General features: G+C 41.4%; 25 protein-coding genes. 16 read left to right on the top strand and 9 right to left on the bottom strand.

The genetic code is table 11. The features are described from left to right. Positions 1-4: 4 nt before the first annotated feature. From AACM45_RS17030 to AACM45_RS16960, 15 genes are all read left to right on the top strand, one after another. On the top strand, positions 5-835 hold the full coding sequence (locus AACM45_RS17030; protein WP_094997566.1) for a serine/threonine protein kinase: 831 nt from the start codon (positions 5-7) through the stop codon (positions 833-835). Further along, positions 836-2,035, top strand: a complete 1,200-nt coding sequence (locus AACM45_RS17025; RefSeq protein ID WP_094997567.1) for a hypothetical protein — start codon at positions 836-838, stop codon at positions 2,033-2,035. It abuts the gene before it with no gap. Positions 2,036-2,354: 319 nt separating this feature from the next. After that, positions 2,355-2,840, top strand: coding sequence for a hypothetical protein (locus AACM45_RS17020; protein ID WP_094997568.1), 486 nt, complete (start codon positions 2,355-2,357; stop codon positions 2,838-2,840). Positions 2,841-2,852: 12 nt separating this feature from the next. Continuing rightward, positions 2,853-3,068: a PRTRC system protein C gene (locus AACM45_RS17015; protein WP_094997569.1), complete on the top strand. Its 216-nt coding sequence runs from the start codon at positions 2,853-2,855 to the stop codon at positions 3,066-3,068. A gap of 2 nt (positions 3,069-3,070) precedes the next feature. After that, positions 3,071-4,114, top strand: a complete 1,044-nt coding sequence (locus AACM45_RS17010) for a hypothetical protein (protein ID WP_094997570.1) — start codon at positions 3,071-3,073, stop codon at positions 4,112-4,114. Next, positions 4,114-4,824 carry a hypothetical protein gene (locus tag AACM45_RS17005; protein WP_339144233.1) on the top strand — a complete coding sequence of 237 codons (711 nt, stop codon included), beginning with the start codon at positions 4,114-4,116 and terminating at the stop codon, positions 4,822-4,824. Before AACM45_RS17010 ends, AACM45_RS17005 begins: the two co-directional genes overlap by 1 nt. Continuing rightward, on the top strand, positions 4,814-5,614 hold the full coding sequence (locus AACM45_RS17000) for a PRTRC system ThiF family protein (protein ID WP_158657149.1): 801 nt from the start codon (positions 4,814-4,816) through the stop codon (positions 5,612-5,614). The genes AACM45_RS17005 and AACM45_RS17000 overlap by 11 nt, the downstream gene beginning before the upstream one ends. Next, positions 5,601-5,840 carry a hypothetical protein gene (locus AACM45_RS16995; RefSeq protein WP_339144232.1) on the top strand — a complete coding sequence of 80 codons (240 nt, stop codon included), beginning with the start codon at positions 5,601-5,603 and terminating at the stop codon, positions 5,838-5,840. The genes AACM45_RS17000 and AACM45_RS16995 overlap by 14 nt, the downstream gene beginning before the upstream one ends. Before the next feature lie 409 nt (positions 5,841-6,249). Next, positions 6,250-6,852: an AbiEi antitoxin N-terminal domain-containing protein gene (locus AACM45_RS16990; protein ID WP_094997573.1), complete on the top strand. Its 603-nt coding sequence runs from the start codon at positions 6,250-6,252 to the stop codon at positions 6,850-6,852. Between the two features lie 11 nt (positions 6,853-6,863). Continuing rightward, a complete protein-coding gene (locus AACM45_RS16985; RefSeq protein ID WP_225621182.1) occupies positions 6,864-7,892 on the top strand; it encodes a nucleotidyl transferase AbiEii/AbiGii toxin family protein in 1,029 nt (342 codons plus the stop codon). Positions 7,893-8,505: 613 nt separating this feature from the next. Continuing rightward, a complete protein-coding gene (locus AACM45_RS16980) occupies positions 8,506-9,294 on the top strand; it encodes a hypothetical protein (protein WP_094997576.1) in 789 nt (262 codons plus the stop codon). After that, the gene (locus AACM45_RS16975; protein ID WP_094997577.1) at positions 9,291-9,776 is read left to right on the top strand and encodes a hypothetical protein; all 486 of its coding nucleotides are present in this window, start codon (positions 9,291-9,293) and stop codon (positions 9,774-9,776) included. Before AACM45_RS16980 ends, AACM45_RS16975 begins: the two co-directional genes overlap by 4 nt. A 170-nt stretch (positions 9,777-9,946) precedes the next feature. After that, positions 9,947-10,294, top strand: coding sequence for a plasmid mobilization protein (locus tag AACM45_RS16970; protein ID WP_036383575.1), 348 nt, complete (start codon positions 9,947-9,949; stop codon positions 10,292-10,294). Continuing rightward, positions 10,284-11,333 carry a relaxase/mobilization nuclease domain-containing protein gene (locus AACM45_RS16965; protein WP_339144229.1) on the top strand — a complete coding sequence of 350 codons (1,050 nt, stop codon included), beginning with the start codon at positions 10,284-10,286 and terminating at the stop codon, positions 11,331-11,333. The genes AACM45_RS16970 and AACM45_RS16965 overlap by 11 nt, the downstream gene beginning before the upstream one ends. A 26-nt stretch (positions 11,334-11,359) precedes the next feature. Beyond that, complete coding sequence (locus AACM45_RS16960) at positions 11,360-11,611, top strand: hypothetical protein (RefSeq protein ID WP_036383578.1); 252 nt, start codon at positions 11,360-11,362, stop codon at positions 11,609-11,611. Positions 11,612-11,630: 19 nt separating this feature from the next. On the opposite strand, the gene AACM45_RS16955 is transcribed toward AACM45_RS16960, so the two are convergent. The 9 genes from AACM45_RS16955 to thrA form a co-directional block, all read right to left on the bottom strand. Next, positions 11,631-12,821, bottom strand: coding sequence for a site-specific integrase (locus AACM45_RS16955; protein WP_036383580.1), 1,191 nt, complete (start codon positions 12,819-12,821; stop codon positions 11,631-11,633). A 116-nt stretch (positions 12,822-12,937) separates the two neighbouring features. Further along, the gene (locus AACM45_RS16950) at positions 12,938-13,648 is read right to left on the bottom strand and encodes a YebC/PmpR family DNA-binding transcriptional regulator (RefSeq protein WP_339144223.1); all 711 of its coding nucleotides are present in this window, start codon (positions 13,646-13,648) and stop codon (positions 12,938-12,940) included. A gap of 73 nt (positions 13,649-13,721) precedes the next feature. Beyond that, on the bottom strand, positions 13,722-14,006 hold the full coding sequence (locus AACM45_RS16945) for a 4a-hydroxytetrahydrobiopterin dehydratase (RefSeq protein WP_339144222.1): 285 nt from the start codon (positions 14,004-14,006) through the stop codon (positions 13,722-13,724). Between the two features lie 11 nt (positions 14,007-14,017). Beyond that, positions 14,018-14,839 carry a sugar nucleotide-binding protein gene (locus AACM45_RS16940; RefSeq protein ID WP_339144221.1) on the bottom strand — a complete coding sequence of 274 codons (822 nt, stop codon included), beginning with the start codon at positions 14,837-14,839 and terminating at the stop codon, positions 14,018-14,020. Next, positions 14,840-15,754 (bottom strand): glutaminase, encoded by a 915-nt coding sequence (locus AACM45_RS16935; protein ID WP_339144220.1) that lies wholly within the window; start codon positions 15,752-15,754, stop codon positions 14,840-14,842. It abuts the gene before it with no gap. Then, the gene (gcvT, locus tag AACM45_RS16930) at positions 15,751-16,839 is read right to left on the bottom strand and encodes a glycine cleavage system aminomethyltransferase GcvT (protein WP_339144218.1); all 1,089 of its coding nucleotides are present in this window, start codon (positions 16,837-16,839) and stop codon (positions 15,751-15,753) included. Before gcvT ends, AACM45_RS16935 begins: the two co-directional genes overlap by 4 nt. 187 nt (positions 16,840-17,026) lie before the next feature. Then, the gene (gene thrC, locus AACM45_RS16925) at positions 17,027-18,319 is read right to left on the bottom strand and encodes a threonine synthase (RefSeq protein WP_339144217.1); all 1,293 of its coding nucleotides are present in this window, start codon (positions 18,317-18,319) and stop codon (positions 17,027-17,029) included. Between the two features lie 4 nt (positions 18,320-18,323). Next, entirely contained in the window at positions 18,324-19,247 is a 924-nt protein-coding gene (locus AACM45_RS16920; protein WP_339144215.1) for a homoserine kinase, read from the bottom strand. A gap of 2 nt (positions 19,248-19,249) precedes the next feature. Beyond that, positions 19,250-21,697 carry a bifunctional aspartate kinase/homoserine dehydrogenase I gene (gene thrA / locus AACM45_RS16915; RefSeq protein ID WP_339144214.1) on the bottom strand — a complete coding sequence of 816 codons (2,448 nt, stop codon included), beginning with the start codon at positions 21,695-21,697 and terminating at the stop codon, positions 19,250-19,252. Between the two features lie 251 nt (positions 21,698-21,948). Here thrA and AACM45_RS16910 point away from each other — a divergent pair, with 251 nt between their 5' ends. Further along, on the top strand, positions 21,949-23,484 hold the full coding sequence (locus AACM45_RS16910; protein WP_339144213.1) for an NAD(P)H-hydrate dehydratase: 1,536 nt from the start codon (positions 21,949-21,951) through the stop codon (positions 23,482-23,484).

Genomic DNA, 23,484 nt, shown 5'->3' with positions numbered 1-23,484 from the left:
TTTTATGATAGAAGAATTAAAGGATTTAAATCTAATCAAAAAAGGGGGGCAAAAGGAAGTTTTCCAAGGTACACATGATGAACATGGTCAAATCGTATTCAAGAAAGTTTTTCCAAATTCTGACAGTTTAGAGCGAACAAAAAGGGAAATAAGAGCGGTATCCGTACTAGACGAATCTCCGAATATACCTAGAATCATCGCTCATAATTGCGAAGAAGCTGACCCAGAATTTATTTGGATTGTCGAAGAGTACATTTCAGGGCAAAATCTAAGGGACGCCATAAATGACGGCAGAAAGTTCCTAATAAATGATATTGTTCGGTTTTTGGACACTATGCTCGAAATAGCTGTTCATTCCGAAAACAAACAACTGGTGCATAGGGATATTAAACCAGAGAATATTATCCTCGACGATGATGACAACTTTTGGCTTCTTGATTTTGGAATAGCAAGACACCTTGATCTAGAATCCATAACCAAGTCTGATGACCCCTTTGGCCTATTTACAGTGGGTTACGCATCCTCAGAACAATTTAGAAACTATAAAAAAGATATTGATATACGCGCAGACCTTTTTTCAATAGGGGTGGTTTGTTATGAATTGTTAAGGGGGCAAAATTTTTATATGGTCGATGTCGATAATGATATTTTTAAGGTTCTTAGAAAACTGGAGAATATATCTTTACCGCCTCTGAGAATAGAAGGCGATGGACAATTCCAACTCTCTACCTTTATTAGTCTTTTAGGAGACCATCGAAGAAATAGAAGGCCGAATACGGCTAATGAGGCAAAAATTGTTTTTGACACTTTAAAGGAAACACTTACTTTAAATTAAATGGAACTATACCTTCAATTTGGATATGGAATGATGGCGCATTGCAAGCACCTTATTAAGAACTGGCAATCAGGCACTGTAATTTTGAGTCCAAGGGATCAAGACATAGATCAAATGAACGGTTTTGTTCCGGACATACATAAACTAGGTGGTCAAGTTGTCTTTGATCCTCAATTTTATGTGCCGCACGCTGACCATGGAAGATTGACATCCCATTCGTTTTGGCCATCGGATTATTCAACAGCTCTTTTTAATTCGGTCGACGTCAGAAGAATGCTCGCAGTATTAAGGGACGAGTATAATAGCCCTTATGAAACGCCATTTTTCATCCTACCGGGAAGCAGAAGCTCTGAAATCAATGATAATTGGTATAACTACCATACTTTAATTATCAATGAAGCACAGAATTTAAATGTTCATGAAAACATTTATTTCACTTTGTGTTTATCTCAAGAAGCTATGAATTCTGAGGAGGCAATTCACGATGTTTTAGAATATATGGATACTTGGAATGTGCAAGGCTGCTATGTGGTACCAGAACCATCTAACAATCGCTATTTGGTTGACAACCCAAATTGGCTTGTCAATCTAATGGATTTAACCGCAGGTTTAAAACTTCAAGGTAAACAGGTTGTTGTTGGCTACGCCAATCATCAAATGCTCAATTTGGCACTTACGAAAACCGATGCAATAGCATCCGGAAATTGGCTCAATGTTAGGAGCTTTAATGCCAATAAGTTCAACAATCCGGAGGATTCTGTTAGTAGGAGGTCAACATGGTACTATTGTCCTCAGAGCCTATCGGAATATCAAATACCGTTTTTAGATATTGCGAGACGTTTGGGTATTTTGAGTGATTTAAGAACGGATACAGAAAACCTTTCTGGTTATGCCGATATTCTCTTTTCTGGTGCGCAACCAACAACTGTCAAATATGGCGACCGAGAGTCTTTCCGGCACTATCTACAATGTTTACGAATGCAAGCCCAAAATAGCGTGAAAGAATCTTATATTGAGACTAAGGAATCCATTAAATTAAGACTGGAAGGAGCCGATAGACTTACCAAATATTTTAATGACAATGGAATACGAGGAAAAGACAGGGATTTTTCGGATGTTGTAGACTCCAACCTTTCTGCTTTAAATGTTTTTCACAGATTAAGAGGAATGGTCTTAAGTCACAAATGGGATTCTATTTAAATTTCCTATGGATTTATACATCTCAGTTATCAACTACGAAAAGCGCATGAATTAACGAAAGCCCTACTTCGTATGCAACACAGCCTGCCATAGATACCGTAAACTACTTCCGCAAAAATTTTTACGGTTACCTAAAGTCCATCCAAAAATTTGCAATGATTCCCGCCCGCCTCCAATAAGCGGACACCGGTTCCAACGCCCCTTCGGGGCGTATTTTGTGGTGAGGGGAAGAAGAAGTCGATTGTGGTTTAAATCCTTAATTTTCAATGATTAGAAGATTCTTGAGGGTATCTTGTAACAACAATTAAAAGCAAAATCTATGGAAACATTCTTTAAATCTTTGGGCAAGACGGGCATCGGGCAATTCTCCATATCGGTCTCCTTTCACGGTACGGACTGTGCGGTCTCGCTACTCCCAAAGGCATCGGAGGGGGATAACGCCCTAAAAGCGATACGGCCCTTCACGCTCAAGGGCAGCATCGAGGAAATCGATACCGTCTTTTTGGAACGGTTGGGGAAACCCATGCAGGAAACAAAAGTCCTGTTCGACAATGCCAACGGCTATCTCAGTAACCTGAAAAAGGCCGAGGAAAAGACCAAAATGGCGAACGACCGCAAGGAGAAAAAGAAAAAGGCGCTGTCCGACCTAAAGGAACTGGTGAAGGACAAGAACTTTAACCCAATGGCTGAACACAGGAAGGCCGTGAATCTGGCCAACAAAGTACTGGAACTCGATGAAAACGACGCTTTGGCAAAAAAGACCATCGAGGATATGAAAGCCTATCAACAACCCACCTTTTTTTAACCCACAAGCATTATGGAAGTATTAGGATTGGAACGAAAATTTATGATAAAAAACGTCTCGGGGGAATCCGTCTTGGACGACATCGACCTGAATTGGACACCGGAGCGGATCAAAGATCACTATGCCTCGGTGTATCCCGAACTGACCAACGCCAAGATCGTGGATAACGGCATTGTCGACGGGCGTCATGAAATTATGTTCAAGACCATAGCGGGAACCAAAGGATAGCGATGAATGAAAAAGAAGCACATACCATCAAAAAGGGAACTGTCGCACTTCCACAAGGCCTTGTTCGGCATTCTGGATTCACGGACAAAGCCATCATCGGGAACCCGAAGAGCCAAACACGTCCAACAAGGGGATCGTTTTTTTCTGACCTGACCATTCCGATCTTGCCTCGATTCGAGGTATTCGACGGTGGGGACGAAAATCGATGGGACATGCTAGGCACCCTGACGAAAAATGCATTGGATACGCTTACGGGCAAGGCATCCGCCTTGACGGAAGGGAGGCCTGAAATGCGGTTCTTCGGACAATTGCAACGATTGCACATGGAAATTCCCGATGCACTGGTAAAGGAGGTATGTACACAAGAGGGAAATGATGGCATCCTTGTCATGAAACCCGTTTTTGAGGCACACCATATTTGGGCGATTCCAATGGCCCCCATATTTTCGCTGCGAATCCGCAGTCCAAAATTGTTCGCTAGCCTGCTGTCCTTTGTGCATTCATTGCCCTTTGACAATGTATTCAAGCGGATGGGCTACCTCTTGGAATGCTTGTTCGAATGGTCGTTGGGGGTTTCGGAATCCGAATCCGACCCCGAGACAGACTGTTGTGCCGAGGGGCCATGCGTCCTGTGCTTTATCGAGGCCCATGCTTCCGATTATGCGGAGTACGAGGATTTCGATTGGCTGGCCTGTATGCGTGGCTACCGTCCAAAGAACACCTTGTTCAAAATGATACGGGATTTGCTTTTGGAAGCCCCTATCATTGATTTCAATGCCTTTGCCAACCTATGTTTTTTGGAAGATGACATGGATATGGAAGTGGACGACCTGATCGTCTTTTTGGATAGGGAGGATTCCCAATTGGAGAATGGCTATATCAACTTTGTAAACGAGATCGCACAGTACGGCTACTCCCATACCATCTACGACACATCCCTTACCCTTGGGAACGATATCAAACCCTTTGTAATGCGAGAGGAAGGGCAGGTAAATGCCGTTTTCAATTTTATGGATCTTTTGAACGAACTCTTAAAAAAACTCTGATGGAAGAATGCACCCTTCACAACCCGAAATTTCATTTTGAACCCAAAATAGCCATCATAGGTTATGAGGCCATAAACGGGTATTACGGACGGGACGAATGTTACTTTTCAAGGCATACCGTTCGAAATGGGAAATTGGGGGTAGGGTCCCCGCTTACCATGGATATGGTAAGGGACATGCTCAAATTGGTCGATGTGGACCAAAGTGAGTTTTCCTTTAAGGGCCGGTTGCCCAAACAGTTGCTCTATTTCAGGGACAAGGGGACGTTGCAGTTGGTCTGGTCTTGCGACCGAACCACGGAAAGGCTTCTTTTTAAGGAGCAATTGGACATACCTACGGGAACATATCCCATACCCAAATTGGTATTTTCCCTTTCGGGGGAATCGCTTTCCGTTTTTGCCATAACACGAAAAAAGCCGATCCATGACGGCACGGAACTCTACCATGCCCCTTTTATGAACGTCTATGCCTCTGGAAAGGTGTGCATGGGCGATGCGATGTTGCAATATCGCCATTTGGACTTTTATGAGGACATCATGGCCTTTGTGGAAAAGCAATTTTTCCTGTCCGTGTTTACCCATACAAACCACGACCATCTGCTCAACGGAAACTACACGGAGTTAATGCTCCAAATGCAGGGAATACAGAATTTCGAGGAGTCCCTTTTACTCGCGAACCACCAACTTTTACAGCATGTCTATGAAAACTGATTTTCACTACGCCCCGAATTATTTTTTCGCTCCCACACATCCCATTACCATTGCATTGGTCGGGGCAGGGGGCAACGGTTCCCTTATATTGGCACGTTTGTCAAGGCTCGACCATGCCTTGGTGCAGTTGGGGCATCCAGGCCTCTATGTGACCGTTTTCGACGGGGACTTGGTACAGCCCTCGAACGTGGGCCGACAGCTCTATGCCCCACAGGACGTTGGGGGCAACAAGGCCATTTGTGCCGTAACCAAGGTCAACCATACCTTCGGACTGCAATGGGATGCCGTTCCCGAACGGATAGGTGCGGACGATAAAAGATTGCACGCCAATTTGATCATTAGCTGTGTGGACGGTGCCGATTTTCGGTTGGAACTGGCAAAGGTTTTGGAACACCCACACTCAAGTTCCTATCCCTATGAGAACCAACATTATTGGTTGGATCTGGGCAACGGAAAATACTTTGGTCAGTATGTCCTCGGAAATCTGCAACACAATGATCGGCCTTCGAATGGGGAGGTGCAAAACCAAAAGTTATATCATATCGTTGATTTGTTCCCCGACCTATTGGCGATGGAAAAAGAGGTCGAACAGGGAATGGGATGTAGCTATGCGGACAAGTTGCAGGAACAATCGCTGTTCATCAATGATGCCCTGTCATCGATGGCCGTCCATTGCCTTTATGAACTACTAACGAACAAAAAAATCAAATATCACGGGGCATTCGTAAACCTTGAAACGGGCAGGACGAATCCGCTTCCCATAAAATCCAATATACATGCTATCGCTTGAAATTCTTTACGAAAAACTTCCCTTTTTGGGATTCATTATTTTTATATGGATTATTTTACAGGGAATTCTCAGGCTCAAACGTTTTTTGGGAATACCGTTTCTACTTTTTCTTTTCATCATGGTCGGCATTCCATTTATAAAAGATCTGGTATGGCTCTTCGGTGCAATGGAACTATCGGTCTGGGGATATTATATCGCTAAAAGATGGCCGAGGCCATATTCCTGATCTTACCATTGGAATGATCGTTCTTATTGGTTCGTCTTTTTCTCTCCCTCCCCATGGTTTCTGCGGGAATTGAAAACCCTCCACCTTCAAGCCTGACCGAGCGAGCACGCTGCGCTGGCTCGCATTCGGTCGTCTTTCCGGCTACTGATTTTCAACCCCCTCGAAACGGGATGCAAAAGTATGGAAGCCCCTATCGGGGTCCCATACCTTTGCGGAACGTGTTTTGTAGTTCCATTCGTATAAGATTTTTGTTCAATGTTTTTACCATCCATTTCTGTGTGTAAGATATTTGGCCGATTTTTTTAGGTAAACAAGTTGGAACGCAATTATGGTAGGAATAGAATAATTATCCCAAAAGTATTTTGTAACAAAAATTTACTAAATTTGTTACAGATAAGATGAATGTGTTATGCAGAGTGTTGAGTCCAAAATAAAAAAATCCATTTCCAAAAAGGAGCGGGGAGAATTAGTGTTCCCCGATGATTTTCGGGGATTAGGTTCATCTGAAGCTATACGGTTGGCCCTCCACAGGATTGAAAAAGAAGGTTATATAAAAAGAGTGGCCCAAGGAATCTATGTCCGTCCCAAGATAAGTAAATATGCGGGAGAGGTATTGCCAACGGCAGAGGAGATTGCCATGGCCATAGCCAAAAGGGACAAGATCAGGTTGGTACCTACCGGGGTATATGCTTTAAGTGCATTGGGGCTTAGCACACAGGTACCCATGAAACTTGTCTTTCTTACCGATGGAGCTCCCCGGGAAATAAAATTGGGGAAACGAAGCATAAAACTAAAGAAGACCACTCCCAAGAATTTATCGGCCAAGGGAGAGATAAGCAGACTTGTCATACAGGCCCTTCGCGAGATTGGAAAGGAACAAGTAACGGACGAGGAAGAATCTAAAATAATAGCCCTCTTGAAAAAAGAAGACCAAAAAGACCTGCTTCACGATATAGCACTGGCCCCGGCATGGATTCGGAAAATTATGGAAAAGAGCTTGGACAATGAATAAAAATGAATAAAATGAAATTTTACGATATACCCAAAGAAGATAGGCTTGCCATCTTTAAAAATGTAGAAGGCAAAACGGGAATACCAGATTTTGCGGTTGAAAAGGACTGGTGGGTCGTCAGTACATTGGGAATAATATTTGAAATGGGGATAGCGGAACATTTGGTCTTTAAGGGCGGGACGTCGCTAAGCAAGGCTTGGAAACTGATCGATCGATTTAGCGAAGATATCGACCTTGCCGTTGACCGGGGATTTTTTGGATATTCAGGGGAGCTATCAAAAAAACAGCTGACCAAGCTGAGGAAAGAAACGAGTTCCTATATTTCAGGGAAATTTTATCCAGAGTTGCAGCAGCGATTTAAGAGCAATGGATTTAAGGATGTGGGTTTCAATATCATTCCGGCCGAATCAAGCGACCAAGACCCTCGTATCATAGAAATCTATTATCCATTTCTGACCAAATCCCCCGGATACATCCAACCAAGGGTACAAGTTGAAATTGGCTGTCGTTCTCTAAGGGAACCATTTCAATCAAAACCGATAAGCTCCTTTGTGGACGAAGAATATCCCGATGCCGAATTTGTAGCGCCTCCAGTAAAGGTTCCATCCGTAACCCCTGAAAGGACTTTTTTAGAAAAACTTTTTCTATTGCATGAGGAATTCCAACGTCCCAAGGAAAAGATAAGGGTGGATAGGCTAAGCCGTCATTTGTACGATATTTTCCAATTATCGAAAACGGAATTTGCGGTCAATGCCATCCACGACAAAGGTTTATATGAAACCATTGTAAATCATAGATATGTATTCACAAAACTTGGTGGGGTCGATTATAATCTGCATCGACCTCAGGATATACGGCCCATCCCACCCCCTGAGTATGAGGACGATTGGAAGGCAGATTATAAAACCATGCAAGAGCAAATGATTTATGGGGATTCCCCAGCCTATGAAAATTTGGTCAAGGGAATCCAAGGATTTTTAGAAAAGATGAATGTTTTGGATTGGAGAATGGGAGTGGAATTTCCCTTACCCAAAAGTTGAGATCAATTTGGGCAGGACAACCATATAAACGAATCAAATAGGAATAAAGACTATATAATCGGAATCCATAATGGATGATGTTTGATATGAACACCTAAATTTAATCATCTTTGTTATCGATTAAAGAATCAATGAGTTATGGGAAAAATTAAAAAATTTAATTCGGACACCTTCTTAAGGATATTCGCCCTATTAATGTCCGTGTCGCTGTGTTCTTGGATCGCACCACTTGTTTTTGAATTAGAGGTTAATGAGATTAAAGTGGTCTACATGATAAGAACATTCACTTTCGTTATGATTACTTTAATGATTATTGTTCCGTTAATTTTATTCTCTTTCGAAAAACCAAAAAAGTACAAATAGGCAATTAAAACGAATAGGAATGCCAGAAGACGAATTTTCCATACAGGTAAAGTCAAAATAGCAAGGAGAATACCTTGATGGATTTGTACGGTCTTCCCATTTATAAGGAAGAAGTTATAGACTATCTTTTGGAGGGTAATTGCGATAATCAGTTTCTGCTATTTATGTTCTCTTCAAAAGGGTGGATACGGCCAAGAACGAAGTGATGTATTATTTGAATCTTTTCCGTTACATTGATTAAATTTATACCATGTCGGAAACCCTATATAAAGTACTGGATTTCAGTCGGCCGATAGGCCGACAGTCGTTCAGGGAAGTCATTAGTGAACTGGATGGTCATTCCCCTTCCCACAAAAAGTCTGCGCTTTCAGAAGGGCAACTGAAAACCCTTATCGCGGCCATCTTTACGTATGGACTTCATTATGACGAAGTCCCCAAAGAGCAAAGGGAACTGCTGTTAAAGGCAATTCTGGAAGATAAACAACCGCTGTTTGACCTGTCCCAAACCTTTGGAAGACATCTGATGAACAACCTGGGTAATTCCGCGAAATTACAGATGGAAGCACTAAAAAATATCGAATATGACTTTAAACGGCCATTGTCCAATGAACCGCTAGTGGATTTTGTAGAAATGGAACTCTTGGATCAGACCACCTCGTACCGGAAATGGGAATATGGCCGATTCTCCGTAGTTTACATGGCCGCTCATTTATCGAAGCATGTCGGATGGGAAAGTATGGAGAAAACCGTGAAAGAAAAGAAGCTCCTTCCCGAAGGTTATCTCAAAAGTCTTGGTAAGGAATTGGAAAATGCCCGCTATGGTCTCGATGCCCACGAACAATTACTGCTACATCTTATCGTAAAGGCCAAGCTCTGGCCAAAAAAGACTACCATGGCCGATTATTTATTGGCGGGTTCGATAACACAACAACACATTTTGGGCCTCTCCCTCCGGTCCGAAAAACTTGCCAACGCTTTGGTAAATGCTATAGAGCGAACTCCAACCATAAACAGACGCAGGGGCGGCCCTAAATTATGATTCCATCGGAAAAACTGCTCAGCTATCTGGAAGATTTGGCCAAGAAGGAACATCCCGAGGTCAACGGCAAGGAATATTCCCGATTACAGGTCCTATTGGCCGAGCGTTTGGTACGCGATGTACAAAATGCCATCGGCATCGCTTCGCAGAAACCGAAACTTTCCCGCAGGAGGGCCTTTATCGTAATCTTGGAAGAACTTTATTACAATGTCCCTAAATATCCCAAAGATCTTACCCTTCAAGGTATCCACAGAAGGGCATCCCAACGGTTCGAGTATATGAACAGGGACATAAAATCCTTTACCACACCTACGGATGTGCATCCCAAGGACCCCTGTACTTTTTATGAGGACAACGCCCATGGCAAGGCACGCTATAGATCCGCATTAAAGCATCTCGTATTGGAATCCCATAGATACTTTGAGGTTCCTGAAGCGGAGGCCTCCCTCAAAATCCTTTTTGAGGACGTAGAACTCTGCTAAATCCATTTACCGTACAACACTCCGTGTACGGCAAAGCCCTTACTGACTTGCGATATGTTCTAGGTTTGGCCTAAGTTAATCGGAGGTCACGTAGCAAGTTGTGTTTTTGCTAACAAAAACCCTGCGCACCTTGTTTGCAGTTTGCCTTGTGATCCGTTAAATCATTTGAAATGGGAAGGCCAAAAAAAGAACTTGGGTTATTAAAAACAATACAGGTCAATGTCAGGATGACTGCTGCTGATCATTCCAAAGTTTCCGTTAATGCAGAAACCATCGGGCTGTCCGTTGCCGAATATATCCGAAGAAAATGTACGGGAAAATCCTTGCCGAATAAAAAGATAACCCCATTGGACAGGAAACTCTTTGTCGAGTTGAGCCGGGTGGGAAACAACCTGAACCAACTTGCCAGGGTCTCAAACTCAGGTATCCGTGACCCGTTCAATATCATTAAACAATTGGAGGAGGTAAAAATGCTGTTGCAACAGCTCAAATCAAATATAGCGAACAATGATAGGTAAGATAACCATAGGAAAGGATTTTTACGGTGTTCTTGCCTACAATGAGAAAAAGGTAAGCGAAGGTGTAGGGTATGTGATCGATTCCAATATAGAGTATTCCACAGCGGTAAACATGACACAGGAATTCAATTTGATCAGGCAATTGCGTCCGGGACTTGGGAATGCGGTCCTTCATGTTTCCTTGAACCTGCCGTACTCTGACCAATTGGACGATAATGAATTTGCTTCATTGGGATGCGACTATCTAATGAAGATGGGTTTCGATAACAACCAGTTCATTATGTACCGTCATACGGACACGGAACACGAACACATCCATATAGTGGGCAATAGGGTCAGGTATTCGGGTAGGATAACGAGTGACAGTAACATTAAAAGAAGAAGCCGGGAAGTGCTCAATGATTTGGAGAGGAAATTTGGGTTGACTCAAATTTCAACAAAAATTGGTGGAAAAAAATCACTTGATCAAAAGGAAATAGAGAAAACCCTGAGAACAGGCGATGTACCTATCAAACTTGTCCTACAGGAGCGAATTGGTTCGGCAATCTCAAAAGCAATGGACACAACAGAATTTATCAAGTTGCTACAAGAGCAAAATATCTTGCCTAGATTCAACGTAAGCGAAACCACAGGCAGGGTTTCGGGGATATCTTTCAAATATCAAAATGTGGTATATAAAGGCAGTACCCTTGGTAAAATTTTTTCATGGAACAGTATTGTAAAACAAATCGATTATGAGCAAACAAGAGACCGTTCAATTATATTATCGGCTAATGGAAAAGAACGAGGAACTGATCAAGCTGACGAAGGAAACACTGAAGGAACAGTCAAGGTTGAACCAAGAAATAATGGGACTGCAAAAGGCACTCGAAATTCTGCTCAACAATCAAAAAGTCATGTGGGAGAAATTAAGGAAAATGGAATAGTCGAGTCTTTAATGGATGAATCGGAATGGAATCCTTTTAAGCTGGAACTTACTGACCATGGTGCCAGAAAAAAGTCTAAAAGAAAGAAGAAAAGAAAGGGATTGAACAAATAAATCGAATCAGAGTGTCGTAAAATTCAATGGGCAATCAAGTAAACATACAACCCCTTAATCTGACCGGTAAGGCGTTTTGCGAAAAGCTTGGTGTATCGTACAATGGACAGATCATGCAGGCTTTACGGGATCTAGGATTAGTCAGTTTTTTCAAAGTTGGCAAAAAATACCTGTATGCTTATGAAGACATTTATTCGGTCAATCAAAAACTCAGAAAGGGGGAAATATCCATAAGAGTGGACAAAGGGTATTATATCACTATTAATGAAGTAGTTTAAGTGTTGCATGAAAAGCACTTCAACCGAACAATCGATTCATTTCTTCTGCTTCTTCCTTATGGTAAAAATCTTTTAAATAATGCTGTGTGGTGGACAATTTGGTATGCCCCAATAGTTTGGAGATCATTAACAACCCAGTATCTTTTTTTACCGCAAAGTCGGCGAAGGAATGTTTTGCCATATGCATATTTACCCATTTTCCTATTTCTGCTTTTTCACAAGCATTACGCAATGACCGGTTTATAGCATTATTGGCAATATATAATTTGTGTTCTATTTCTTCTGCATTTTTATTGTCCATTCCATAAAGGGGAGGAAAGATAAAAGTATTGTTTCTACCTTTATAATTTTCTAGTATAGCCACAGCCTTAGGAGTCAAAGGCAAAGTTCTTTTTGCACCGGCTCTAGTTCTGGATTTGCCCATAGTATATACGATTTCATTTCCGGCAATATTTTCCCATTTAAGCTTGCATATATCAGAAAATCTCATGCCAGCTGTATAGAAGGAAAATAGGAACATGTCCCTGGCTTTGATCATCCCTTTGAATCTTACAGGGATTTCCAATTCTGAAAGTTTGGTGATTTCTTCAAAAGTCAATGAGTCTTTTTCAACATTCTCAGTTACTATTGTATAGCCTCTTATGGGATTTTCCTTTATAACACCCATTTTCATTGCTTTATTTAGAACTGCATACATTGACTTGAAATTCGAGGCGACGGTATTAATTTTATTCCCTTTTTCAAGCATCCATTTTTCATAATCCTTGGCGAATTGTACGGAAAGATCGGAGAATGAAACGTAGCTCGAGAATTTTTTTAGTTTTTGGATGTACTTCTGTTGTGTGTTGGCAGTGCGGATTTTACCTTTTAACCTAGCTTCATCGACTATTTGTTGATAGAAGTCCAAAAAAGAACTAGTATCATACTTCTTGTTATTCTTATAAAGAAGGAGCAAGCGTTTGGCCGAAATCCCTTTATTATTGTAATAGATTTGTTGAACAGAGATCAATAAGGATTGGAGATTGGCGTTCAGTTTTTCTTCAAGTGGATGCCTTTTTATTTTTTTCTTTTTGTCGTCCCACTGGTTTTTTAGTACGGATATTCCAGAGTCAATATACTGGACATCCTTTTTAGAAGTCTCAATTTTAAGTCTGATTAATTGGGTTCCGTTCTTTTTTAAATAAGAGGAAAGATAATAGTTGAAATTCATTAGTTCGGTATTAGTTCGGAATATGCATAAATATAATGAAATATAAACGATTATAAACAATAAAAGCCTCTATTGATATAGAGGCTTTTACGTGTATTTAAAGGGTGTGAGCGTATTTATTCCTGCATGGTGTGGTACACGTTCTGCACATCATCATCTTCCTCGATCTTTTCCAATAGCTTTTCCACATCCGCTATCTGTTCTTCGTTCAATTCTTTGGTCACTTGCGGAATGCGTTCAAAACCTGAGGATAATATTTCAATTTCACGTGCTTCCAATTCTTTCTGGATATCGCCAAAACTTTCAAAAGGCGCATAGATCAAGATGCCATCATCATCAACAAAAACCTCTTCCGCCCCAAAATCAATAAGCTCCAATTCGAGTTCCTCAGGGTCTAGCCCCTCGCCATTGATTCTAAAATTACAGGTATGGTCAAACATGAACTCCACGGAACCTGAAGTGCTTAAACTACCATTACACTTATTAAAGTAACTGCGAACATTTGCCACGGTTCGCGTATTATTGTCCGTCGCAGTTTCAATCAATATAGCAATACCATGTGGGGCATAACCTTCAAACAATACTTCTTTGTAATCGCCCTGGCTCTTATCAGAAGCCCGTTTAATGGCCCTTTCAATATTGTCTTTGGGCATATTGACGGCCTTGGCGTTCTGTATGACCGCCCTTAAACGGGAATTGCCATCTGGATCAGGACCACCTTCTTTTACCGCCATGACAATGTCTTTGCCAATTCTTGTAAAGGCTTTAGACATGGCTGCCCAGCGTTTCATTTTACGTGCTTTTCTAAACTCAAAAGCTCTACCCATAACGTCTATTGATTAAAATGAGAACAACAAATGTACTAAAACACATAGCACTGACAAATACCGATTTCTGTCTTTACGAGGTCATCAAAAACTCAATTTTTTTGGCCAGATCGATGTCTTTTTGGGTTACCCCACCCGCATCATGGGTATTCAACTTAATAGTCAACGAATTGTAGACGTTTTCCCATTCTGGATGATGGTTTTGCGCCTCACACTCAAATGCTATTCTTGTCATTGAGGCAAAAGCTTCTTTAAAGTCCTTGAACTTATACGATTTTGTAATGGAGCCCTTTTTATATTCCCAACCTGTCAATTCTAAAAGTAGTTCCGTAATCTGTGACTCGTTTAATTTATCCATATTCTTGTTTTTTATTCTACTGCCAAATGATGGTCGATAACTTCTTGATAGGTGATGCGAAGATTTTTGGGCAATCGATTTTCTTTTGGCAGTGCGGCCAAGTACCTATCTTCATTGGTGGTATATACTTTTTTTAACAGCGGGTGATAATTGCCCAAACGTTTGATGACTTCTTTGATAAAATCTTCATGATGCACCAAATCCATACTGCCTAAATGAAAAATACCATATTTATCGCGATTTATCAAATAGTGCACTTGCTGGGTCAGCCGATCATCATTGGTGACATTGATGATGAGGTTCGGAAATACTTCTATGGGTTCATTGGCGGTAAGTTGTGATTTTAGATCCCGTACCCGAGGTGATGTATTTCCAAAAACCATGGGTACCCTTAAGATCCCCATCTTTTTTTTCGACATACGCATCATCATATTCTCAATACGAATTTTCAACCTTCCGTAAACACTTTCTGAAAGTGTCTTGTCATTCTCATAAGAAGGATACTTACTGTAAGCATCGAAAACATTGGCCGAAGAGATGAAGTATAGCTTGCATTCACGCTTTGATACATATTCCATTAAATGGATATGGGCTTGAACCTGGGCCGTAAAGTCACCCCGTAAAGCCGATATGATGTAATCTGGCCTTACGGCTTCCAAAACATCAAAAATATCATCTTCTTGAAGGTCATACTCGTAGAATTGTCTGTTGTCTTGAAATGAGGAATTGTTGAAATAGGTACCATAAGTGTCATAATAATTGCACAACTCCTTATAAAGAGCATGGCCAATGAAACCGCTACCACCGAGTATGAGGATTTTCTTTTTCTTCAATTAAAATATGGATAAGCCCGTTTTTGTGGTCAACTTTTCTAGGGCGCGCATCCCTAGCTTTGAATTTCCTTTGTCGTTCAATCCCGGCGACCATGTCGCAACACAAAATTCATTGGGTAAAAGTGCTACGATACCCCCACCTACGCCGCTTTTGCCCGGTAAACCAACTTCAAAGGCAAATTCACCCGCCTCATCGTAGAATCCACAGGTAAGCATAATGGCATTAATCCGTTTTATCTGAAATATATTTAAATAGTGTTGATTTCTAAGGCATTTGCCATGGTTCATAAAAATATAAAACACTTTGACCAATTGTTCGCAAGAAAGTGTTAACGAACACATATAAAAATAAAGATCTAATACGGTTTCCACATCATTGGTAAGGTTTCCGTAAGACTTTATAAGGTATGCCGCGGCATAATTCTTAAATCCTGTCTTTTTCTCAGATTGGGCAACCGCTTCGTCATAAGTAATGGTCGGGTCATTTGCGATTTGTTGTACAAATGTCAAAAAATCTTGTTTGGGCGCATTCAGTTTTGAAACCAAAATATCACAAATAACAATGGCCCCGGCATTGATCAAGGGGTTTCGAGGGATACCGTTTTCCATTTCCAATAAAGAAAGATGGTTAAAGGGGTCTCCCGAAGGTTCGACGCCCACTCGTTGCCATAGGTGGTCTCCTTCCAAATCAAACGCTTTGGCCAAGGCCAGTACTTTAGAGATACTTTGAATGGAAAATCGCTCATTTGAATCACCCGCTGAAAAACTGTTCCCATCTGCATCCAACAAAGTAATACCAAACTTTTTGGCACTTACCTTTGACAATTCAGGAATATAAGAAGCCACTTTTCCCCTTTCTTCTGCAGTATTTGCCTCTTTGGCAATGGTATCAATGATGTGTTGAAAATCTATCATTGACCTTTATAAAATGGTAGCTTGACAATTGTTGCGGGAACGGATTTTTTTCGTATTTGGATATGGATTTTCTCACCTTGTCTTGAAAAGGGTTTACTTACATAACCCAATCCGATTCCAATGCCCAACGAAGGTGCCATGGTACCCGAGGTCACCTGGCCTATTGCATTTTGTTCGGTGTCGGTGATAGTGTACCCATGTCTTGGTATGGCCTTTTGATCCATTTCAAAAGCGACCAGCTTTCTGGTCACACCTGCCTCCTTTTGTTCGGCCAAAGCTTCATGGTTGACAAAATCTTTAGTGAATTTGGTGACCCATCCGAGTCCGGCCTCCAGTGGCGAAGTGGTGTCATCGATATCGTTTCCATAGAGGCAATATCCCATTTCCAACCTTAAGGTGTCCCTAGCGGCCAGTCCAATTGGCTTAATTCCAAAATCCTTTCCAGCCTCCAAAACCTTATCCCAGACTTGTTTCACTTCCGAGTTTTTACAATAGATCTCAAATCCGCCAGAACCCGTATAGCCTGTAGCGGAGATGATTACATGTTCAACGCCTGCAAAATCACCGACCACGAAATTGTAGAACTTAATTTCCGATAAATCATGGGAGGATAATGATTGCATAGCTTCAACAGCTTTTGGCCCTTGTATGGCAAGCAAGGAATACTCGTCGGATAAGTTTCGCATTGTTGCCCCGATAGAAGTGTTATATGTTGAGATATGCTGCCAGTCTTTTTCGATATTGGAAGCATTGACCACGAGTAGATACGTTTCTTCCTTTATCTTATAGATGATTAAATCATCAACAATACCACCCGTTTCATTTGGCAGACAACTGTATTGTGCTTTCCCTACGGTAAGTTTTGTCGCATCGTTAGAACTTACTTTTTGTATGAGATTTAGTGCATTTGGACCTTCGATCAAAAATTCCCCCATGTGTGAAACATCAAAAACGCCAACAGCTTTTCTAACCGTTTCATGTTCAAGGGTTACCCCTTCATAGGAAACAGGCATGGTAAAACCTGCAAAGGGCACCATTTTGGCCCCTAAATCGATATGGGTTTGCGTAAGTGCGGTATTTTTCATCTGTTGATAGTTATTGTATTTTATCGGACCAATTTGATCTGCAATCAAATACTGAAGTGGATTTAAAAAAAAAATCTTATCTACCCAGTCCATTGGTCTTCGCAAAAATATTGAAATAATGGTGTGGGATTCCTACCAAACCATTTGTTTTATAAAAAAAAAGGGATTCCTTTTTTGAAAAAAAGCCTTAACTATCCTTTAAAATAGATTTTAATTCACCATAAGTTGCTATTTGTGTGGCCACTTTCTCCTTACCCATTATCGATTTTATCCGTGGTGGAATTTCAAGGGTTATGTCAAGGTTGTTCTCAACAACATCCAAAAACTTTACAGGATGGGCGGTCTCTAAAAAGATGCCGTATGTATTGGCATGTGTTTCTTGATATTTTTTCAACCCCAAGTAGCCAACCGCCCCATGGGGGTCCATGACATAACCAGTTTTCTTATAAACCGATTTCATTGCTTGCTTTGTGGTATCATCGTCAAAGGCATATGAAGAGAGGTTTTTGGCCAGCAACTCAAAATCATTATGATACAAATGTCGAATACGAATAAAATTACTTGGGTCACCAACGTCCATTGCATTTGAAATGGTAGCTGAAGAAGGTTTTGGTCGATACGAACCGGAGGCCATAAATTGCGGAACGGTATCATTGATATTGGTTGCGGCAATGAAATGGTTCACAGGCATACCCAGTCGTTGGGCTACCATACCCGCGCATAAATTACCGAAATTACCTGATGGTATTGAAAATACGATTTCTTTATGTTGCATCTTAGCTTGCTTGTAGGCGAATAGGAAATAGAACAGCTGGGGCAACCATCTCGCCACATTGATACTATTGGCAGAGGTCAGCTTTTTTGAGGTGGTGATGTCCTTATCCAAAAACGCCGTTTTGACCATAGTCTGGCAATCATCAAAAGTACCATCCACTTCGATGGCCTTGATATTTCGACCTAAAGTCGTCAGTTGTTTTTCTTGTATTTCACTCACTTTTCCACTCGGATATAGAATAACGACTTTAACCCCCTCTACACCTAAGAATCCGTTTGCCACTGCCCCTCCGGTATCACCGGAAGTAGCCACTAATACGGTAACTTCTTCTCCTTCTTTTGAAAAACAACCTAAGCAATTGGCCATAAAACGGGCGCCCACATCTTTAAAGGCCATTGTCGGACCGTGAAAAAGTTCGAGCGTACCAACGTTATCTTCGATGTCAACTACGGGAAAGTCAAAATCTAAAACCCGCTCTAATATGGATCGAAGTTGTGTATCGGTAACATCTTCTGAGACAAATTGATGTATTGCCTTAAATGCGATCCCTTGATTTGATAGGGATGCAATGTTTTCAAAAAAGGGGGCGGGTAGGGGGGTAATACGTTCAGGAAAGTACAATCCTTTATCTGGTGCAATGCCTGCTACCACTGCATCTTTGAATGAAACCTTCTCAGTAGGGTTATTTAAGCTATGGAACTTCATTTGGTCAGTTTATTTGTTTTACACCTTGCGGGCAAATACTAGAGACATGTGTTTCAAAATTCAATCCGATTGCGTGATAGACGGCGGCCATACTGCTCGCTACTTTTTGTGCCGTAGCTTCACCTTTGCTCAACGCAAAAATAGAAGGCCCTGATCCGGAAATTCCGCATCCTAAAGCTCCCGCTTCCAATGATCTTGATTTTATTTCATCAAAACCAGGAATCAAAATGGAACGGATCGGCTCGATGACGTGGTCTTCTAACGACCGACCGATTAGATCATAGTCTTCAGTGAATAGCCCTGCGATCAAACCTCCAAGGTTTCCCCATTGTTTTATTCCTTTTTCAAGGGATATGTTGGCTTTTAAAACTTTTCTTGAATCGGATGTCTTAATTTCAATTTGTGGATGTATGACCGTTGCAAACAACGCCCTAGGTGTGTGAATAGAGACAATATCCAAGGGGTCGTAGCTTCTGACCAGTGTAAAACCGCCATAAATTGCTGGCGCGACATTATCTGCATGGGCAACGTTACTGGCCAGTTTTTCCCCTTGCATGGCAAACGTGACCAATTCTTGTTTTGAAAAAGGTCTTTTTAAAAGCTCATTTATGGCCCAAACTACCCCGGCAGCACTCGCAGCACTACTACCGATACCACTGCCAGGTTTTATCCTTTTATAAATCTCAATTTCAAAACCGCCTTCATAGTTGCTTTTTTCCAACAGAGCGGACGCTGCTACTCCCGCAACATTTTTATTGGTTTCCATAGGAAGTTGCTGCCCTTCGATTTTTGAAATCCTGATTTCAGGGGACTTCGTTTTTCGAACCACCATTTCATCGCCTACGCTTTCAAGTGCCAGGCCGAGTACATCGAATCCGCAGGAGACATTGGCTATAGTAGCGGGACAAAATATTTTGATCTCATTCATAACTAGAAATTACCAATTCTTATGATATCGGCAAAAATACCAGATGCCGTAACGTCGGCTCCGGCCCCGGCCCCTTTAATGATGAGTGGTTGGTCAGGGTATCTTTCCGTAAAGAAAAGTACGATATTGTCGCTCCCCTCCAAATTATAAAAATCATGTCCTGCCGGAATTTCCCGCAAACCTACTTTGGCCTTTCCATTTTCAAGTTCTGCCACGTATTTGAGCTTGCAATCTTTCTTAGTTGCCCTTTGGTAACGCTTTTGAAAATCGGCCTCGTATTTTTTAAGCGAGCTGAAAAATGCATCGTTTGAGTCGGCCCTTAAGCTTTCCTCCGGTAAAAATGATTCATTTTCGATATCGGAAAGTTCCATGTGATAGCCACTCTCACGGGCAAGAATCAATATTTTTCGCATGACGTCAATACCGCTGAGATCTATAGTGGGATCTGGTTCGGTATACCCTTTTTCCATCGCTTCCATGACTACATCGTGAAAGCTGGTGTTGTCATTGAAATTATTAAAGACAAAATTGAGGCTTCCAGAAAGTACGGCCTGTATTTTATGCACCTTATCCCCTGAAACGATAAGGTGTTTTAAAGTGTCTATAATGGGTAAGCCTGCGCCGACATTGGTCTCAAATAAAAAGGGGGCATCGTATTTTTTTACCAATTGTTTTAGATTGTGATAGTCTTCATATGCTGAAGAACACGCTATTTTGTTACAAGTAACCACAGCGATACTATTGGCCAAATAAGAGGTGTAACTATCAGAGATAGCCTTACTCGCCGTATTGTCGACAAAAATACTATTGCGAAAGTTCAGTTTTTTAACCGTTTCAAAGAATTTGATGGTATCTGCCTGCTGCCCTTGTTCCAATTCGTTTTGCCAAGCATCTAGGGCGATACCATTTTCATCAAAGACCATTCTTTTTGAATTTGAAAGCCCAATTACCCTAATCGCTAATTGAAGTTCTTTTTTGAGGTACCCTCGTTGTTGTTCGATTTGATTTAAAAATCGACCACCCACATTGCCGACCCCCATTACAAAAAGGTTGAGTTGTTTTATGTTTTCTTCAAAAAATTCCTCATGTAATGAATTCAATGCTTTTTTAACATCCCCTTTTCCGATTACGGCCGAAATATTTCGCTCAGAAGCCCCTTGGGCTATCGCCCTGATATTGACATTGTTTTTTCCTAATGTGCTGAACATTTTTCCGCTGAGACCTTGATGACTTTTCATGTTGTCACCTACCAAAGCAATAATCGCGAGGTTGTTTTCAATAACTACGGGTTTGATTTTCTTTGAGGCCATTTCATATTCAAATGCCGTATTGACGGCATTTAGGGCGCGTTGGGCATCATCATCTGAAATGCCGATACATATTGAATGTTCAGATGATGCCTGTGTGATCATGACCACACTTATATGCTCTTGTGAAAGTGTCTCGAAAAAACGTTTTGAAATACCGGGAATACCGATCATACCAGGCCCTTCTAGTGCCAATACCGTTATTCCACCTATATGGCTGATGCCTCTAACGGTCTTATCCGTTCCGTTCGTATTTTTGGTAATCAGGGTGCCTTCATCGTCAGGAAAAAAGGTATTTTTAATGGCAATCGGAATACCTTGGGCCAAAACGGGTTGAATTGTGGGTGGATATAATACCTTGGCCCCAAAATGCGATAACTCCATGGCTTCTTCATAAGAGATATGTGATAGGCATTTTGCTTGTCTTACCAATTTTGGATTGGCGGTAAACATGCCGCTGACATCGGTCCAGATTTCTAAAATTTCCGATTTCGTGGCGCCGGCGAGTATTGCTGCACTATAATCAGAACCCCCACGCCCCAAGGTGGTGGCTTTGCCCTTTTGTGATGCTGCAATAAAACCGGGTATGACTGTGATTTGGTTGGCGGTATTGGCAAAATAATCGGCACAACGGGCGTTCGTAGCTTTAAAATCAACGGTGGCCTTCCCAAAATTTTCATCCGTGGTTATTAGCTCCCTGCCACTTTTAAGGGCCGCATCCAACCCTTCAGACTTAAAATATTCGGTTATTATGAAAGAAGACAATAATTCCCCATAACTCATGATCTTATCCGTAAGTTGTGTGGTCGCCTCACCGATTAAATAAGCGCCTTGTAATAAGGTTTCCAACTCATTTAATTCACCCTTTATCTTCCCTAGAATACTACTTTGCTCCGTTACCGGAAAAAGATCTTTGATAACGCTCAAATGTTTATGTTCCATAGTCCCGAATCCCTGCTCATAGTCTAGACTTTGTTTGGCTGCCAATCGTAGGGTATCTAGCAACATATTGGTCATGCCACCGAATGCTGATACTACAACGCCTATTTTAGTGGTTTTAGACCTTTCTTTTACAATGGATAGAACACGTTTTATGTTTTCGGCGTTAGCGACTGATGTGCCACCAAATTTTAAGATTTTCATTGGGTATTACGTTAAATAAAGTGATGGAATAAGTGTAATTCGGACGAAAATATAGTAGCTTACCCCAAAGGGGTGGTAAAAGTCGTGCCAACAGTAATGGTGTTAATGTTGTCTTGAGTGAAAATCGTTATGTCCGATTGTTTAAATTGCATGGCTTCTGTAATAGGTCAAAAGTAGTACTTTTGCCTATCACACCAAATGATTCCTAAATTTTTATCATATCACTAGTTTTAATCAAATTTTATTATTGAATGAAGATATTTACTGCTGAACAAATCTATGCTGCTGATAAATTCACAATTGAAAAACAACAGATTTCGAGTGATTTGCTCATGGAACGGGCAGCCACACAAATTTTTGATTGGATGCACGCAAGGCTGCAGGGAGCCAAGGTGAAAATTCATTTATTCTGTGGTATTGGTAATAATGGGGGTGATGGTATCGCTCTGGCAAGGCACCTTCAAGAAGCTGGTTATGCCATCTCGGTTTATGTGGTCAATTACAGTGAGACCCGATCAAAAGATTTTTTAATCAATTTAGACCGGCTTAAAGAACGTAAACTATGGCCAGATTTCATAGATTCAGACTGTACTTTTCCGGAAGTTGGGGGGGACGATATTATCGTAGATGCGATTTTTGGAATTGGACTGAATAGAACCCCAGAAGAATGGGTAGGAAAGTTGATTCAATATTTAAACGAATCAGCGGCATTCATACTATCAATCGATATTCCGTCTGGGCTCTTTATGGCTCAAGCTCCCATCAATAGTGAATTTGTAATCAATGCCAATCATGTTTTAAGTTTTCAAGTGCCTAAGTTGCCTTTTTTCTTGCCCGAAACAGGAATATATGTAAATCAATGGGAAATTCTGGATATTGGATTGGACATGGAATTCCTCTATCAAACAGTGACGCCGTATCAATTGATCGGTAAGCCCGAAATCTTACCGATGTATCAACCAAGGCTGAAGTTTTCACATAAGGGTAACTACGGTCATGCGCTTATCATAGGGGGCAGTTATGGAAAGATCGGGGCCGTAAATCTAGCATCACAAGCCTGTTTGACCTCTGGGGCCGGGATGGTAACCGCTTACGTGCCGGAATGTGGCTATACCCCTTTGCAGGCCGCGGTACCTGAGATCATGGTTTTAACGGATGATGATGACGAAAAAATAACGGACATCAGTTTTGAAATACGACCTACGGCCATTGGTTTAGGAATGGGCATGGGAACCAATAAGTCTACCGAAAAAGCCTTTGAGGGCTTTTTGAAAGAAAATAAAGCGCCTTTGGTCATTGATGCCGATGGTTTGAACCTACTGGCAGGAAATCCGGGTTTATTAAAACTCTTGCCACCGCAAAGCGTTCTGACCCCTCACCCAAAAGAATTGGAACGGTTGATTGGACAGTGGAATGATGATTTTGACAAGCTGGATAAAATCAAGGCTTTTTCAAAAGAATACGATTGCATTTTAGTGGTAAAAGGCGCCCACACGATGGTTTCTTACGAAAACCAAGGGTATATCAATAGTACCGGAAATCCGGGCATGGCCACTGCTGGTAGTGGAGACGTTTTGGCGGGGATTATAACTGGTTTTATGGCCCAGGGTTATCCGCCTTTGCAAGCATCCGTTTTTTCGGTATACTTACATGGGCTTTCGGGTGATCTGCTTGCTGGTGAAGGCGGTTACGAAAGTGTAACTGCCTCAAAATTGATACGAGGGTTGGGAAAAGCTTTTACGGAGTTGTTCAGAAGGCCTGAACCCGAAAAGGGATCTCAAGAATAG

It is taken from the genome of Croceitalea sp. MTPC5 (assembly GCF_036985505.1).
GTDB lineage: Bacteria > Bacteroidota > Bacteroidia > Flavobacteriales > Flavobacteriaceae > Croceitalea.
This window is presented reverse-complemented; position numbering and strand designations above follow the sequence as displayed.

Coding starts and splice junctions, on each gene's coding strand:
- AACM45_RS17030 (WP_094997566.1), top strand. CDS start 5: ATGATAGAAGAATTAAAGGATTTAAATCTAATCAAAAAAGGGGGGCAA.
- AACM45_RS17025 (WP_094997567.1), top strand. CDS start 836: ATGGAACTATACCTTCAATTTGGATATGGAATGATGGCGCATTGCAAG.
- AACM45_RS17020 (WP_094997568.1), top strand. CDS start 2,355: ATGGAAACATTCTTTAAATCTTTGGGCAAGACGGGCATCGGGCAATTC.
- AACM45_RS17015 (WP_094997569.1), top strand. CDS start 2,853: ATGGAAGTATTAGGATTGGAACGAAAATTTATGATAAAAAACGTCTCG.
- AACM45_RS17010 (WP_094997570.1), top strand. CDS start 3,071: ATGAATGAAAAAGAAGCACATACCATCAAAAAGGGAACTGTCGCACTT.
- AACM45_RS17005 (WP_339144233.1), top strand. CDS start 4,114: ATGGAAGAATGCACCCTTCACAACCCGAAATTTCATTTTGAACCCAAA.
- AACM45_RS17000 (WP_158657149.1), top strand. CDS start 4,814: ATGAAAACTGATTTTCACTACGCCCCGAATTATTTTTTCGCTCCCACA.
- AACM45_RS16995 (WP_339144232.1), top strand. CDS start 5,601: ATGCTATCGCTTGAAATTCTTTACGAAAAACTTCCCTTTTTGGGATTC.
- AACM45_RS16990 (WP_094997573.1), top strand. CDS start 6,250: ATGCAGAGTGTTGAGTCCAAAATAAAAAAATCCATTTCCAAAAAGGAG.
- AACM45_RS16985 (WP_225621182.1), top strand. CDS start 6,864: ATGAAATTTTACGATATACCCAAAGAAGATAGGCTTGCCATCTTTAAA.
- AACM45_RS16980 (WP_094997576.1), top strand. CDS start 8,506: ATGTCGGAAACCCTATATAAAGTACTGGATTTCAGTCGGCCGATAGGC.
- AACM45_RS16975 (WP_094997577.1), top strand. CDS start 9,291: ATGATTCCATCGGAAAAACTGCTCAGCTATCTGGAAGATTTGGCCAAG.
- AACM45_RS16970 (WP_036383575.1), top strand. CDS start 9,947: ATGGGAAGGCCAAAAAAAGAACTTGGGTTATTAAAAACAATACAGGTC.
- AACM45_RS16965 (WP_339144229.1), top strand. CDS start 10,284: ATGATAGGTAAGATAACCATAGGAAAGGATTTTTACGGTGTTCTTGCC.
- AACM45_RS16960 (WP_036383578.1), top strand. CDS start 11,360: ATGGGCAATCAAGTAAACATACAACCCCTTAATCTGACCGGTAAGGCG.
- AACM45_RS16955 (WP_036383580.1), bottom strand. CDS start 12,821: ATGAATTTCAACTATTATCTTTCCTCTTATTTAAAAAAGAACGGAACC.
- AACM45_RS16950 (WP_339144223.1), bottom strand. CDS start 13,648: ATGGGTAGAGCTTTTGAGTTTAGAAAAGCACGTAAAATGAAACGCTGG.
- AACM45_RS16945 (WP_339144222.1), bottom strand. CDS start 14,006: ATGGATAAATTAAACGAGTCACAGATTACGGAACTACTTTTAGAATTG.
- AACM45_RS16935 (WP_339144220.1), bottom strand. CDS start 15,754: ATGATAGATTTTCAACACATCATTGATACCATTGCCAAAGAGGCAAAT.
- gcvT (WP_339144218.1), bottom strand. CDS start 16,839: ATGAAAAATACCGCACTTACGCAAACCCATATCGATTTAGGGGCCAAA.
- thrC (WP_339144217.1), bottom strand. CDS start 18,319: ATGAAGTTCCATAGCTTAAATAACCCTACTGAGAAGGTTTCATTCAAA.
- AACM45_RS16920 (WP_339144215.1), bottom strand. CDS start 19,247: ATGAATGAGATCAAAATATTTTGTCCCGCTACTATAGCCAATGTCTCC.
- thrA (WP_339144214.1), bottom strand. CDS start 21,697: ATGAAAATCTTAAAATTTGGTGGCACATCAGTCGCTAACGCCGAAAAC.
- AACM45_RS16910 (WP_339144213.1), top strand. CDS start 21,949: ATGAAGATATTTACTGCTGAACAAATCTATGCTGCTGATAAATTCACA.